Below are 15493 nucleotides of genomic sequence, written 5' to 3' on the forward strand. Positions count from 1 at the left end.
ATTCTCTCAACCGCTTTGCTATTTCACACTTTAGCTGGGTACCCTTTGCTCATGCTGGCCATGGCTAGGCTGCGCCCGCGGTCCGTGCGCAAGGACGATTTCGCTCGATCGTTCTCGGTGGTCCTCTGCGCACGCGACGAGGGAGAACGCCTCGTCTTGCGCCTGGAGAATCTGCTTAACATGGACTACCCTCCGGACCTGATGGAGATCGTAGTGGTATCGGATGGCTCCACCGACACCACAGACGATGTCGTTCGGTCGTTCGCGCAACAACGGGTACGACTGATCCGATTGGAACGCCCCCTTGGCAAGGCGGCTGCTTTGAACGCCGGGGTCGCGGCGTCCTCCTACCCACTTCTCTTGTTGTGCGACGCAAGGCAGAGCTTCGGCACTGATGTGGCACGAAGGCTCATGGCCCACTTCGCGGACCCGGACGTGGGCGCGGTGTCTGGCAGGCTCTGCTTACGTCCCGCCAGTCAGACTGCGGCGGCCTCCGGGGTTGGATCCTACTGGAACTATGAAGTCATGCTGCGCGACTCCGAGGCGGCAAGCGGCTCGGTGGTGGGGGTCACCGGGGCCATTTACGCCATGCGCAGAGAGCTTTGGACCCCCTTGCCTCCCGGAACCATCTTGGACGACGTGCTCGCGCCCATGCGGGTGGTCCTGGCCGGAAAACGCGTGGTCTACGACACCGACGCCCTTGCTGTGGACTCCAAGCCCGTGCACGACGCTGGCGAACTGACCCGCAAGGTGCGTACCCTTCTGGGCAACCTCCAACTCATACAGTTGGCTCCAGAACTCCTTTCGCCCTGGCGCAACCCCATCTGGTTCCGCTTCGTCTCCCACAAGATGGCCCGCCTGTTCCTCCCGGCCATGCTCGCGGGATGCTTGGTGACGAGTCTGGCCGCAGGAGGCTGGCTCGCTGTTCTGGGCGTCGCGCAACTGGCCTTCTGGATTGCGGCCATCGCCGCCTGGCGTTTCGGCTGGCAGGGATTCCCCTGGCGGGCCATGGCTGGCCTGCTCCTGCTCAACGCGGCCGTCGTCCGGGCCTGGATGCTCTGGATCAGAGGACGCTACGACGTCTGGGACAAGGCATCCTCGCACGATGCAAACGCGCGCGGTCAAGGGACTCGGCCATGAAGATCCTCCATGTCTTGGATTCCCTGCGCGTTGGGGGATCGGAATCCCTGTCTGCCACTCTTGCTGGAGCCTTCCGGGAGCGCGGGGTGGACGGTCTGGTCTGCGGGTTGGGTCAGGACGGCCCCCTGCGGGACAGGCTGGCGCGCGCGAATGTCCAATGCATGAGCCTGCGCAAGGCCTCCGGGGTCCGCCCGGATCTCATGGCCAGGCTCACCTGGCTCATGCTCGCAAGGCGTTGCGATGCGGTGATCACCCATCATTTCCGGCAACTCGTCCATGCCGTTCCAGGGGCTGCCGTGCTCAGGCGCCGTCTCGTCCACGTGGAGCACGACCACCATTCCCATGAGAACCAGCCGCACATCCTGGCTCACTTCGGACGCATCGCGCCATTGGTGAGCAGGTTTGTTTTCGTGTCCGATGCTGTCCGCGACTGGTTTGTGGAACGCGCGCCGCAAATTGCTCACAAGGCGGTTGTCATCACCAACGGCGTGGACACCGACCGTTTCGTTCGGGACCAGGGTGAGCGCATGCGCGTTCGGGCCCTGGTCGGCGCGGGGCAGGACGACTTCGTGGTGGGAACTTGCGCCAGGCTCGAACCTGTCAAGGATCTTGAACTGCTCCTGCGAGGATTCGCCCAGATGAAGCAGCATCCCAACATCCGACGATCAAAATTGGTGCTCGTCGGCGACGGCAGCCTTCGGACGTCGCTGGAGGCAACGGCGGCAGCGTTTGGAGTAGTCCAGGATGTACACTTCACAGGCATGGTTGACGACGTGCCCGCATGGCTGAGCGGATTCGACGCCTATGCCATGACATCCGTCAACGAGGGGCTCCCGCTCTCAGTCATGGAGGCCATGAGTTGTTCTCTGCCCGTAGTGGCCACGGACGTGGGGTCCCTGTCCCGCGTGGTGGACGATCGGGTGGGATTTTTGCTTCAAACACGCCGTCCCGACGAACTGGCGGACCGACTTGTCGCCTTGGCAGGCGACCCTGGCCTGTCCCAGAACCTGGGGCTGGCCGCCAGGGGCCGCGCGGAGCTGGAATATTCCATCGAGACCATGGTCCAAGCCTATCTGCTGGCCCTCGGTCTTCAGCAACCAGGCGGGGATTCAATATGATCAAGGTGCTCTTTGTGATGCCCATTACCTACAATGCGCACCTGCCGCACTTCAGGTCGAGGTTTGAACTTCTCTCCGTACAGATGGAGAGCCATGTTCTCTTCACGGGTGATCCGACCATGGACGGTCAACGTTTCAAGGGAACTGTGCTCCACGCCCAACCGCCACAGGATGGCTCCAGCATCTTTGGCAAACTGCTATCCACTGCCCGCATGATATACAAAGGTTGGAGGATCGCCCGGCAGGAGAAAATCAATGCTGTCCTTGCCTATGACCCTTTGAAACTCGGCATCGTTGCCACGGCCATCAAGCTGCTGACCGGTTGCAAGTCGGTCATCGAAATAAACGGCCACGTGAAAAACGCTGCCGACGCGGAATCAAACGACGGCAATGTGAAGAAATCAAGAAGAGTCCTCTTCAACATGGCATCAACAATCACACTTTGCCTGGCAGATGCTGTCAAGATTCTCAACAAAGAACAATACGACGAATGGGAACACATACTCAGGCGCAAGCCCTGTTTCATATTTCACGACTTTGTCCCCACCTCTTTATTCTCACCTGGCGACAGAGACGAAGGGTACATCCTGTGCGTCGGGTATCCGTTCCGTCGCAAGGGCGTTGACATCCTGCTGGAAGCCTATGATGCCGTCCGCCGGGAATTCCCCGGCATGCGCCTTGTGGTCATGGGCCACTGCCGGGAGCCGGAACGCAGCCGCTGGCAGGCCAGATTTGATGCCGTTCCAGGCGCCGAGTTGCGTAAACCGGTGGACTACGACCAGATGCTGGACGTGATGCGCGGCTGCACGGTTCTCACGCAACCTTCGCGCTCAGAGGCCATGGGCAGAGTGCTCATCGAGGCCATGGCATGCGGGAAACCAGTGATAGGGACAAGCGTGGGAGGCATCCCCGACGTGTTGGGACACGGCGAGGCCGGCCTGCTGGTCCGCCCGGAAGACCCGGCGGATCTTGCCGACAAACTGCGTCTGATCCTGAGCGATCAGTCGTTGCGCGACCGCCTGGGCGAGGCCGCCCAGGCGAGATGCCGAACGGTGCTATCGGAAGAAAGCTATGTCCGGTCCAGCCAGGCGCTCTTCCAGGCGCTGAAAAGAAAATCCCCGGCACCCGCAGCGACCGGCATCGTGTATACAATTTATTCTGGAGAGTAATTGCCAATGGCTCGTATGAGCATCGCGAAGAGCATCGCCTGGATGGGATGCACCAGCGCCCTAGGACAAGTGGTCACATGGAGCGTCACCATACTCGTCGCGAGGCTTCTCACCCCGGAGGACTATGGCTTAGTGGCATTGTCCGGCCTCTTCACCGTGTTCGCACAGTCAGTGAGCGAGCTTGGGGTGGGCGCGGCTGTCATCCAGCGGGAAAGCGTTACGGAACACCAGATTCGCTCACTGTATGGCCTCTCCCTGCTCACGGGCGTCGTCATGACCCTGATCGGCTACCTGGCTGGCCCTGTCCTGGCCTGGATATTTTCCGACGAACGCTTGAGCAACCTAGTGGCCTTCCAAAGTCTGATCTTCATCGTCGCCGCCATGAAGTCCATGCAGCGCAACGTCCTGGTCCGTGAAACACGTTTCGACCTGATCGCCAAGGTGGAAACCATCTCTCGCATAGGCACCTCTTGTTGCACATTGGCAATGGCCGCGACGGGATTCGGCTACTGGGCGTTGGCTGCGCAGTGGCTCTTAATTGAGTTCTTCCAATTCATAATGTTCAGCAGGATTGAACGCATCAGGCCAACGCTCCTAATCAGATATTCGGAAATCCGCGACATCCTTTACTTCGGAATCGGGATCATGGTCAGGTCCATTTTTTTCCAACTCTACGCCCTCGTCGACACGGCGATCCTGGGCAAGCTTGCCACCAAGGATTTTCTCGGAGCATACGGCTTCGCCAAACAGTTGACCAACATGCCTTTCGAGAAAATCGTCAGGATCGTGAACCAGGTTCTCTATCCGTATCTCGCGCGCAACCAGGGGGACATTTCAGCCTTGCGTGAATTGACGCTCAAGGCTGCGGAACACCAAGCACTGGTTATCGCGCCGTTCTACTACATACTGTTCTTTTGCGCTGACGAAACAGTCAGCATTTTATTAGGGCCTAACTGGTCACAAGCCGTATTTCCGTTGAAGATATTTTGTGTTGCATGCCTGTTCAGGCTTGCAGAAAGTTACAATATAAATTGCATGACAGCAATGGGCATGATCTATGAACAGATACGTTACATGCTGACGTTAATTATTGTCCTAAGCGTAAGCATTACGCTGATCGCAGCGACAGCTGGCCCAAGATACTCTCTGTTTATATGGATAACTGCGTACCCTCTTCTCAGCCTCGGATTCAGCAAAGCTCTTCTCGCAAGGCTCGGAATCAGCTTTGCCCAAGTAATAAGTCGGCTGCGAAGGATCGCAATGATACACATAGCTCTAATCACAGTAATGATCTTAGCCAGCAGCCATCAGTACAGCGATAATTTTATGGCGCTAGCCTTCAAATGCGGGGCAGGCGTGGGGTTTTATATAGTTGCCAACATGCTATTCAACATGGAATGTCTCCGCAAACTAGTCAACAACATCTTTCCAAACTCGTCCTCTAATAGACAGGCAGCGTGACACGCCTGCGTCGACAGGACATCACACTTCTCAAAAGCGCGGCAATATCTAAATAAACTACAGCAATCAGACAACGATTCGATGCAGATCAAAGGAGCTGACCATGTCCGGGCCTTCCTCCACTAGTGCACCTCAAAATGTCGCCATCCACGTTTTGCGCTCGCTTGCGATTCTGCTCATCGTAAATTCGCACATGACGCCACTGTATCCAGACGGGCGTTTCGCTGTTGGAGGACACCTTGGCAACTCCATCTTCTTTTTCGCATCCGGATTCGGACTGCTGCTTAGTTATATCAACAGGCCACTAGCCCCGATTGATTGGTACAGAAGGAGGTTCCTCAGGCTATTTGTTCCAGCGATACTGTTTTTCATTATCGCCAACCCTGCAAACCCTCAGAAACTGCTCTATGATATTTGGCAGAACATGATCCCGCACTCCCTTGAACAATCCACACGATTTCTCCCCAACCTCATTGTCCTCTACCTCCTGTTCCCCCTTGTGGTAGGCAGAAACAGCTTCCGGCTTGCCCTGCTCGCCATTGCACTCATCGCACCCGCCGCGCTTGTTCTAGGCAGCAACAACTACTCTCTAGCGACAAACCCCTCTAGCGACATCCTCTACTGTTTCAATGCGCTTTGCATGTTTCTATTTGGTATTATTGCAGGTCAACATTACTCATCGTCCCGCAACGAGGGGAAATCGATCCCATGGCTCACCATCTTCATTACCTCCATGACACTCCATACGGCCATCGTACACTTCATTCCTTCTGTAAGAATGATCAATTTTTATGTAAACATTTCCACGATGACCTCGCTCTTCTTTGTCGCCGGAAGGATTAACGACATGAGCATCTTCACACGAAACGCTAAATTTTTTGCATACATTGCATCGCTGTCACTCGCTGTCTACATACTTCACTTTGAACTCATCAAGCCAACACTGCAATATATCGGTAAATCATTCGCAACAGTTCCTTTGTTCATGGCGGCTTCCATCATTGTTGCGATACCAGCAACATTACTTTCCAAGAAATTTATGCATATTTCAAGAATTTAAGCGCACTGTACAACAGACACACAAACAGGCTATGAAACATGTAGCGACAACGGCAGGATAACATGAGCGCAGTATCACTGACACGATTGATTATCATTGTTGCATCCATTGTCTGCTTGAGTAACGAGTGCACCGCAGCATCCACCGAGCAACAAAAAACCTGCGAGCTGTCATTGCCCTTCGCCGCCAACGTTGCGCCAGATCAAGAATGGTACACGCTGGGGACGACACCACTTCGCCTGACCATCCCGAAGTTCACACTTCCGGGTAACAAGCCTCGTGTGGAATCCGCCAGTCTTTTGCTGTACTACCGCTACGAACCCGACTGGACCGACGTGTCCCTCAAGCTGGTGGTCGAGGGTCTCGACGGATCCCCGATGGTCTCCACACCATGGTATGGCGCCAACCACCCCCAAAAGACCCCGCACGGTCGCTGGTACGAGTTCCCCTTGCCCAGGGAGACCGTCGAGGCCTGGGCCACCGGGAAAGGATCCCCCGGAGCTCTGGTGCGTCGAGAATATGTTGGCGGTGGGCGCAACCCCAACCACCCCCTGGTATTCGGCAGCCCCAATGGGAGCGAGAGCGTTCGCCCGGTCCTCAAGCTCCGGTGCTCATTTTCGGGCGTTGCAGCTCCAACCCCTCCCGAATGGTCCATGCAGCCCCCACCAAACCCGGTTAAGGACAAGGTGCTGCTCACGTGGGAGCACAAGGCCCCCCACGACTTCAACCAAGGCGCCCAGGTTTCCTACCAGATCGAGACGTCGCAGGACCGGTCCAACTGGGTACCTTTGGCGCAATTGCCCGGCGACAAGCGGAAGGCTTTTCTCCCCATGGATGGAGTCCGGCCTGGGGGCCAAGTCCACATAAGGATCCGAGCAGTCAACGATCTCGGCGCCGCCAGCCCCTGGGTGCAAACGGACAAGCCCTATGTCCAGGCCGCGCCGGAGGAGTCGGCTCTCGAGGCTTATTTCGAGTCCCCCCTGCGCAAGATCATGCGTTTCGACCTGCCCCAAAGGCCCTCCTCTCCGCCGACATTCTTTGCCGCGCGGGGCGAGTCCGAGCTGATCCAGCTTGTGCTCACCGGAGCGGCAACCCTAGACGACCTCCGCGTGACAATTTCCCCCCTTCAGGGGCCCGGTGGATCGGCCATCGCGGACGACAACGTCTGCATCTACCGTCAGGAGTATATCAACCTCACCAAACCTTCCAAAAACGTCGGAAGGATCGGCTGGTGGCCTGACGCTTTGGTTCCTCTCCGAGACGCATATTTCGGTGAATCTCGTGCAAAGCGACCAATGGTCAAGAATGGCGGGGAGAATGAATCGTTCTGGATTGAGATCGACGTCCCGTCAAATCAGACACCTGGTACGTATCGAGGAACCGTCCGTGTTGACAGTGGAAGCGTGCTGCAGAAGGAGATCCCGCTGGCGTTTACTGTCCGAAACTTCACCATACCAGTTCAACAGACGCTACGGACATCATTCGGCTGCGACCCGACATACCTTGGCAAGAACTACAATATATACACCAAGGAAGCATCCAAGCACCGCATCTCACTATATGGCGGATATTTCACAATCACTGGGGTCTATGACGTCAACTCTGACACGTGCAGCATCAATGCGAAGCAGGCTGAACAGTATTACGAATCGGCTATGACTGGAAAGGGCATGCCGCATGGACGTTCCTTCGACTCCATCAACGTCTCCGGCAAGCCGGATGTGAACTCCGATCAAGCCTGGGTGGCCTATTGGCGCGCGGTGCAGGCCTACCTTGAAAGCAAAGGCTGGTTGGACAGAACCTATGTTTACGTGTGGGACGAACCCCGCGACAGCGACATTCCCGAGCTGGCCCGGAGAGCACGGCTGATCAAGGCCGGAGCCCCGAAACTGCGCACCCTGGTCACCACGGAATGCCGCCCGGAGTTACGCGGACTGATCGACATCTGGTGCCCCGTGATCAACTTCTACGACAGCAAGGACAAGCACGGCGGCGAGGAACTTTACCGGTCGCGACAGAAGTCGGGGGAGCAGGTGTGGTGGTATACCTCCATGATGTCGGAGGAGACCAAAAGCCTGCCCAGCTACTTCATCGACGCCAGCGCCGTCTCGCCGCGTGTCGTCGGATGGCTCACCTGGCAACGCGGTGTGCAGGGAGTGCTTTACTACCACATGGCTTTAGCCTGGAAGAACCGCCCGTGGGAAAACCAGTTCGCATTCGACGCCAACGGGGACGGTACGCTCTGGTATCCGGGGACGCCGGACGTCATCGGAGGGACCAAAGAGATTCCCGTGCCTTCCATCAGGCTCAAGGCGATTCGAGACGGGTTTGAGGATTTCGAATACCTCGCCCTTCTGGAAAAGCTGGGCGGCCGGTCCGAGGCGGAAAGCATCTGCGCACAGGTCGGAAACGGTCCCTTCGCTTGGCGGGACGACCCGGATGCCATGGCCAAAGCCCGCGCACTCCTGGCGGACGCCATCGAGCGGCGCGTCGGCGGGCAGTAACCACATACTCCTGCCGCACCCCGCTACCCAGCCCTCGAGCCGCTTGTTAAGTTTCTTGGAATTCGCGGTCGGAAAAGTTTACGCCGACAGACCAGTTCGACCAGCCTTGACGAATTAGTCAATAATTACAAGCAACAACAAGATGGCATTACACTTGCTGTACACGGTGAACAGGAGGACAGTAACCATGAAAAAAATCAGGCTGATCATTGCGATTGTCGCGCTCATGTCTTTCGGTGGTGCTTTGCACGCGAATGCAACCCCGGCGTGGCCTACGCTGAGCGAAGGCGTTAACTCGCTCACCATGAACGGATGGGAATCGGGTTACCCGAATTCCTGGCCGCAGCTCAACAACCTGTATGGCACCATTTTCGCTGGCGTTCTCAACGTCTCGCAAATGTACAGCGAAAATGGTTCCACCTCGGTCCAGACCTACAACAACCTCAACGCCGGGGCCGGATACCTCACCGGCGTGTTCATGGCCCAGGTGACGAATATCTCCTTGGCCAGCAACGGCGACGCCATCCTCACCCTGGGCGCTGTCGACTACACCTCCGGCCAGTTCGCGTCCCTGTCCAATGCATTCAAGGACGCCTTCGGCTCCTACGACGCCCAGAACGACACCTGGACCAAGGACAACGCTTCGGAAGTGCTCAAGATGTACTGGTCCACCGACCTCGCTTCCGTCCCCACCCAGACCTACTCCTCGACCAACGTGAACAACATCGTCAGCGGCGACCTCTGGTCCTCGTTCCAGCTCGGCAGCGCCGACGACTTCTCCGTGAACATCCTCAGCCAGTACGTCGGCGGCACCGTCCCGCAGGGCAACTACTTCGGCACCATGGACTTCAGCCTCTCCCCGACCGCCGGCCTGGCCGTGCAGACCCTGCTGGGCAACACCGGCGGCTGGCAGGCCGCGCAGGCCAGCGCCACCGGCCTGGGCCTGACCCGCACCCGTCAGACGGGCGACTACCAGGTGGCCATCGGCGACCGCGCCGAGATCTACGCCACCCCCGAACCCGCCACCATGATCGCCATGGGCTCCGGCCTCCTGGGCCTCTTCGGCCTGCGCCGCCGCGCCAGAAAGAACTAGAGTTCCCTTGCAGGCAAAGGCGGGGAAGCCGGTCTTCCCCGCCTTTCCTTTTTGATCTGGAGGCACCTTGCGCATCCTCTGCATCCCATACTCCCACACCTTTTCGCACCTGGCCCGGCCACTGGCCGTGGCCCTGGAACTGCGCCGCCGGGGGCACGAGGTGCACTTCGCTGGGGAAAGCCCCAAGCTGCGACACGTGTCCGAGGCAGGATTCCAGGCCCACCCCCTGTTCGAGCCCGATCCCAAGGCTCTTTTCGACCGCATCCGGGAAGGAACGCTGCGCTTCGTCACCACCAAAGAATTGAACCGGATGATCGAGGCGGACCTTGAACTGGCCGGCCGCCTGCGTCCGGACGTGGTCCTCACCGACGGGCGCTTTTCAGCGGCCATTTCCATGCAACTGGGCGGACACAGGCATGCCGCCATCGTGAACGTTTCATCCTGCGAATACCGGGCGCTCCCCTATGTTCCCTTGTTCGAGGGGGTTCCGGAGCGTCTTGCGCCGCAGGGCTCCCTGGTCCGGCGCGTCCTGAACCGGGTGAACTTGGCCGTGGAGATGACGGTGTTCGACACGGCCATGGGCGACTTCTCAAGGCTTTCCAGACGACACTCGCTGCGCAAGAGAGTCACGGCCACCAACTGCCTGACCGGGGCAGACATGACGCTGCTGGCCGACATCCCAGAATATTTCCCCACACGCACCCTCCCGGCCGACACCCGCTACGTCGGCCCCCTGGGTTGGGAACTCCCCCAGGGCCGACCCGACTGGTGGCCCCTGCCCAGGCGCGACGGCCCCATGATCTACATGACCATGGGCACCACGGGTATTCCGGAATTCTTTCAGCGCGTGACGGACGTTTTCGAGGCGGAGGGATGGAACGCGGTGATCACCACGGGCGGACAGACCCGGGATGTGGCCTCGCCAAGCCGCTTCATCCGGATCGAGGAATTCGTTGATGGGGAGTTGGTCATCGTGGAGAGCGACGTGGTGGTCTGCCACGGGGGCAACGGAAGCGTCTACCAGGCCCTGCGCCTGGGCAAGCCCATCGTGGGCATTCCCACCATCCCGGACCAGAAGTTCAACATGCGCCGCGTCCAGGCCCTGGGGGCGGGGCTCACCGTAACGCCGGAGGCCTTCCTGCGCTCCCCCGCGTCCCTCAAACAGGCCGTGGAGCGCGTCCTGGAGGATGCGGCGTACACCTCCGCGGCGCGACGCCTGGGGCAGATCATCCAGACCCGCGACGCCCCTCGCGCATGTGCCGAGGCCTTAGAGTCCCTGGGGGCTGGGGGACCGCCCCCACTGCGCGCCTGGCAGACCGTTAAATAAGTCGATTCTTGCAGCCTGCTCAAACAACTCGCTGGCAAGGCGCGGGGAAAAAGCCAAGCCCGAAGCGTATTTCCCATACGTGAGGGTTTGGCTTTTCCCCTGCAACGCAGCCAGCGAAGATTTTTCAAGAGGCTGCTAGGGCTCGCGCAGTCTTCTGGGGGTGCCTTGGCTGATGGGCCGCGCATGCCCTGCCCGGAAGAGCATCACCGGCCAGCAGGCAGCTCCGAGCTCCGGAAAGAGCTTCTCGAACCCTTGCCAAACCTTTTCCAGGAGGGTCCGGTGCGCCTTACTGAAGGCATCCGGACCCTCCAGACGCCAGCGCAGCCAGAAGAGGGTGATGGCCGTCATGGGCTGAAGAGCAAGGCCCAGGCGGGTGGCCATGAGCCAGACGCGCTCCATCCCCATGCCGCCCTTCAGGAACCCCTCCACGTCGGCCTGCTCCGCGCACAAAAGCCCCGCGAGAGGGCTCGACAGCATGCCGAGGCGCGAATGCAGCGCAACCAGCCTGCCGAGACCTACGGTGTTGGCGACACGCATGGCCCACCAGGGACGCGTCAACCGCAGGAAGGCCTCGCCCGCCGCGCCGGCATGGAGGTTCTTGAGCGGCAGGCCGTCGTCATGCCCGGCCCCGTCGGGAGGTGTGAAGCGGGTCATGGAGGTGAAGTGCTCGTGCAGGTCGCGACGCTCCACCCGGATGCGGTCCGCAAGATAGACAAGACCAGCAAGCTCCCGGAGTCTCTTGGGATCATGCACGACGATCAGGCGGGAGGGCTCCGCCGACTCCACGAGACGCTTAACGCTGTAGGAGTCCACGGAGCGTCGGAAATACGGACGTCGATTGGTGCAGCGCGTCCAAACCGTTTCGCTAAGCACATCAGGGACAGCAACTGAGGGCTCAAGACGTATTTCCGCCATGCAATCCCTGTCGGCAGGATCGGGCAAGAGCTCAAACAAGGCCCTGAGGCCTGTATCCGGGGCTGAGCTAACCACATTCTGGACGGCTGCGCCACAGGCTATGACGGACGCCAACTGCCGGAAGTTGAAGAAACTACCGTCGCGGGATGGATCGAGCCGGATGCTCAGGCCATTCTCCGTACGTTGGATGCGCCACGGCTGGCAGTTGTCGCCGGAGGGCGCCTGGCGAGCCGCCTGCTCCAGCCAGCCCAGTTGGTCGGGAGTCGGAGCCTGGCCCGCCGTGACGCCGACCGGTGTGGAGGGCACGCCGCGCGTCGCCTCGGACATGCCTGCCAGGAGAACGTTACGGACGTACCAAAGCTTGAGACGCTGGCTTGCCGAGGCGTTGCCCCGGCGCGGACGGGACCATTTGGACCGGCCCGTGGCAAGATCAACCTGCAGCGACCATGGGGCAGTTTTGAGCCCGGGACGCCCCCCTAGGAGCCGTACCGTTTCCGTGGCTGCCAAGGCTGCGCAGAGGAGGCAGGCAACCGCAAGCGACGGGCCCCGCCCCCTGGCCAGATCGACCTTCGCCGGATCGATCTGCCCCAGATGCAGCCCGGAAGGCGCCAGCCCGACCGCGAAGCGCAGCAGGCGTTCGCGCTCGGAAAGCCCCGGTCGGTTGTCGAAGTAGTCATCGAAGGTCATGGAGTCCGGAGCGAAGACCAGAAGCGACGCAGTATAACCCAGGGGGGCGGCCGTAACAACCGGGATGCCCATTTCACGCGCCCTGTTGAAGAGCATCCTGCGGATGTTGAAGGCGCTGAAGTCCAGACCGTCCACGACAACGTTCACACCGGAGAGGAATTCGTCCAGATTGTCCGGGGTCAGCCCGTCGTGAAACGATGTCAGCGACGCACGGGGGTTGATCTGACGGATCTCCTCGACCATGGAGGACAGCTTGCTTTCGCCCAGATGGCGCACCGTGGCCCCGAATTGGCGGTTGAAATTCGCCAGTTCGTAGGCGTCCGGATCGGCCAAGTGAAAGCTCCCCACGCCAAGTCTGGCCAGAGTCATGCAGTGAAGCCCGCCGACGCCCCCCAGGCCGGGCACGGCCACTCGTGACAGGAAAAGTTTCTCCTGCTCCTGCGGGGTGAGAATGCCCAGGTTGCGGGAGAAGGCCGCCTCCATGAAAGCCCGGGCCTCGACGTCGAACAGTGACGACGCGACGGGGGGATCCTGTCCTTTGGTGGTCATGATACAGGAGGGGGCGTTTGTGAGATGACGCAGCCGTATGTTTGCTTCAGCCATGCCAGTTGCCCAGGCGACAGCGCGTGGAGAACAAACGGATTTGAATGCAAGAGATGACGCATTATGTCGTTGTCCAGAGAGTAATCTTTTTCAGAACTTTCGCCATCAACTTCATGACCTCCTGGACGCGCGTTGACCTTTACGAAGAATGCGTGAAGGTTCGTATCAAAGTCATTGTCATGATAGGCTTTGAAAAGTGCAGATTCGATATCGCGCATGTCGGCGCGAAGTGCGACAGCCGGAGCGTCCACCTTTCCGTAATGCTTCGCCTCTCCAAATTCCTCAAACAGGAAAATTGACTTGTAGAATCTTACGTGCTTCGGGTTGACCATGATGCAGAGATCGTCAGCCCCCGTGGATAAGGCATAGGTGAAAATTGCCTTGGCCAGAAAGACGACAATGTTTTGCCACCGCCTGTGCGGTGATGTTGCCAAGGACCCGACCTCTATGATTTTACGACCCTGTGCACGAAGCGAGTCAAGTTCATCTTTGTAAAGCTCATCCATTGGAAGACCAAACTGCGGAGTATCTGGTATGTAGCTCATGGTCGATATGACCGTCAGATATGTCTTGAATACAAACACACATGTTTTCGGAAGGAGATGGTGGATGCCAAAGTGCATCCCGGACGTCAATGGAGACCGCAGGTAGCCTGAAGCGACATAGACATCATGGAGCACCCCGAAGGCCTGGGAATATTCCTCCATGGTCTCGGCGATCTTGATGCTCGGCCGATCGAGCGATTCAAGCTTGGCGTCGAGCAATGCGGAACGGCGGATACGTATGGTACGGCGACGATCCGCTCCAGAGGTGGAGCCGTCGTCCTGGGCGATTGGCGGAGGCAGTGGCGAGCCCGATGAGTTTGACAATGAAATATGTTGCATGCAATGCTCCCAGGCAGAATGGGTCACTCATGCAAATTGCTTACCAGAAGTTGTTCAAATTCAGTGCGCCTCACTCTTCGTCAGATTGTATCTCTTATAAAATTCATAAAGTCTGGCCCTGGAGAGGTTGGTGATCTTCATGGCCTCCGCCAGATTGCCGCCGCTGAGTTCATACACTTCCTTGAAATAATGCTGCTCCATCGACTCCAGCACTTCGTTCCGGTATTTTTTGTACGTCGGCAACGACGACCTGGTAACCAACCCGCCTGTTATTCTCTTCAAGTCACCAGATGACTGCATGTCATTATTATGCAAAGAATGCTTTGCCACGCGAACACGAATGTAGTGAGGAATATGCTCAGGATATACAACAGGACTGAAATGAGCCAGCACCACAACAGAGTCGAGAACATTCTCCAACTCACGCACATTTCCTGGCCAATCGTGACATTTCATTGTCTCTAAAAAACAATCCGAGAATGACTTCTCTGAAATACGATTTTTCTTGCACGACTTTTTCAGAAGATGCTTGATCAACAGCGGAAGATCTTCCAGTCGACTTCTCAACGGCGGCAGATTGACCTTGAGCGATTGGATTCTGTACAAAAGATCTGAACGGAAAAGGCCATCCTTAACCATCTGAGAAAGATCTTTGTTAGTCGCTGCAACGAGCCTGAAATCACTCTCCACTTCGCGCTTTGCTCCTACAGGCCTGAACCTTCGCTCCTGGAGCACCCGGAGAAACTTTTTCTGCAATTCCAGGGGAAGCTCGGAGACCTCATCAAGAAAAAGCGTCCCCCCATGCGCTCGCATAACGAGACCCTCATTCTGCATGTCAGCCCCGGTGAAGGCCCCCTTGGAATAGCCGAACAGGATCGATTCGACGAGGGTGTCAGGCAGCGAGGCGCAGTCGACCACGATGAGGCTCTTCGAGGAGCGCGTGCTGATGCCATGGATCGCGCGCGCGATGAGCTCCTTGCCAGTGCCCGTCTCCCCCTGGATGAGCACGGAAACATCACTGTGTCTGGCCTTTGCCACCGTATTGAGACAGTTGCGCATGAGCGTGCACTCGCCGACGATGTTGAACCGTTCGCCGAGCTCGGCCCCGATGGGCTCGTCTTTGACCACAAGCTGGTCCAGACGCCCCAACAAGCTGGTCAGGAAACCCGTGGCTTCGTTGCGGGGGATATAATCCAGGGCCCCTTCGCGCAGGGAGAATTCCAACTCGGAAAAGTCGGGTTTGTCGACAACGACCAGAACCTTGGGGGGGGAACGGAACTCACGGATCCGGTTGAAGAGCTGATCGACGGGGACACCGTCGTTTTTATAGTAGACAAGCAGGTCCGTTTTGGCTTCCTGCCCGTCCTCCACCAGATCGCTAGACCGCTTGGCGGAGCAGACGGAATGAGGTACCCCCTTGGAAATCTCTAAAATTTCGTTAAGGATATCACGTCCCTTTTCAAGAACAATAATATTGGCCATTCTGCCCGCCACTCCAGACGCCTTCAGTATACAAAGGGGAACATGGTACG

At 58.3% G+C, this 15493-nt stretch carries 11 protein-coding genes; 8 read left to right on the forward strand and 3 right to left on the reverse strand.

Features of this window, described 5'->3' with window-relative positions:
• Positions 1-60: 60 nt before the first annotated feature.
• The 8 genes from NNJEOMEG_RS08715 (at position 61) to NNJEOMEG_RS08750 (ending at position 10872) form a co-directional block, all read left to right on the forward strand.
• Positions 61-1140 (forward strand): glycosyltransferase, encoded by a 1080-nt coding sequence (locus NNJEOMEG_RS08715; protein ID WP_235956900.1) that lies wholly within the window; start codon positions 61-63, stop codon positions 1138-1140.
• Positions 1137-2258 carry a glycosyltransferase gene (locus tag NNJEOMEG_RS08720; RefSeq protein WP_173083453.1) on the forward strand — a complete coding sequence of 374 codons (1122 nt, stop codon included), beginning with the start codon at positions 1137-1139 and terminating at the stop codon, positions 2256-2258. The genes NNJEOMEG_RS08715 and NNJEOMEG_RS08720 overlap by 4 nt, the downstream gene beginning before the upstream one ends.
• A complete protein-coding gene (locus NNJEOMEG_RS08725) occupies positions 2255-3427 on the forward strand; it encodes a glycosyltransferase (protein ID WP_173083454.1) in 1173 nt (390 codons plus the stop codon). Before NNJEOMEG_RS08720 ends, NNJEOMEG_RS08725 begins: the two co-directional genes overlap by 4 nt.
• Positions 3428-3442: 15 nt before the next feature.
• A complete protein-coding gene (locus tag NNJEOMEG_RS08730; protein ID WP_173083456.1) occupies positions 3443-4888 on the forward strand; it encodes a lipopolysaccharide biosynthesis protein in 1446 nt (481 codons plus the stop codon).
• 103 nt (positions 4889-4991) lie between these two features.
• On the forward strand, positions 4992-5948 hold the full coding sequence (locus tag NNJEOMEG_RS08735) for an acyltransferase family protein (RefSeq protein ID WP_173083458.1): 957 nt from the start codon (positions 4992-4994) through the stop codon (positions 5946-5948).
• Positions 5949-6010: 62 nt separating this feature from the next.
• Entirely contained in the window at positions 6011-8452 is a 2442-nt protein-coding gene (locus tag NNJEOMEG_RS08740; protein ID WP_173083460.1) for a glycoside hydrolase domain-containing protein, read from the forward strand.
• Positions 8453-8849: 397 nt separating this feature from the next.
• Complete coding sequence (locus NNJEOMEG_RS08745) at positions 8850-9545, forward strand: PEP-CTERM sorting domain-containing protein (protein WP_173083462.1); 696 nt, start codon at positions 8850-8852, stop codon at positions 9543-9545.
• A 67-nt stretch (positions 9546-9612) separates the two neighbouring features.
• Positions 9613-10872 carry a glycosyltransferase gene (locus NNJEOMEG_RS08750; RefSeq protein ID WP_173083464.1) on the forward strand — a complete coding sequence of 420 codons (1260 nt, stop codon included), beginning with the start codon at positions 9613-9615 and terminating at the stop codon, positions 10870-10872.
• Between the two features lie 135 nt (positions 10873-11007).
• On the opposite strand, the gene NNJEOMEG_RS08755 is transcribed toward NNJEOMEG_RS08750, so the two are convergent.
• The 3 genes from NNJEOMEG_RS08755 to NNJEOMEG_RS08765 are packed head-to-tail and all read right to left on the reverse strand — an operon-like array spanning position 11008 to position 15443.
• Positions 11008-13023: a ThiF family adenylyltransferase gene (locus tag NNJEOMEG_RS08755; protein WP_173083466.1), complete on the reverse strand. Its 2016-nt coding sequence runs from the start codon at positions 13021-13023 to the stop codon at positions 11008-11010.
• Positions 13020-13961, reverse strand: coding sequence for an N-acyl amino acid synthase FeeM domain-containing protein (locus NNJEOMEG_RS08760; RefSeq protein WP_235956901.1), 942 nt, complete (start codon positions 13959-13961; stop codon positions 13020-13022). The genes NNJEOMEG_RS08755 and NNJEOMEG_RS08760 overlap by 4 nt, the downstream gene beginning before the upstream one ends.
• A gap of 60 nt (positions 13962-14021) precedes the next feature.
• A complete protein-coding gene (locus tag NNJEOMEG_RS08765) occupies positions 14022-15443 on the reverse strand; it encodes a sigma-54 interaction domain-containing protein (RefSeq protein ID WP_173083468.1) in 1422 nt (473 codons plus the stop codon).
• Between the last annotated feature and the right edge of the window lie 50 nt (positions 15444-15493).

The sequence above is a fragment of the Fundidesulfovibrio magnetotacticus genome (genome assembly GCF_013019105.1).
Lineage (GTDB): Bacteria > Desulfobacterota > Desulfovibrionia > Desulfovibrionales > Desulfovibrionaceae > Fundidesulfovibrio > Fundidesulfovibrio magnetotacticus.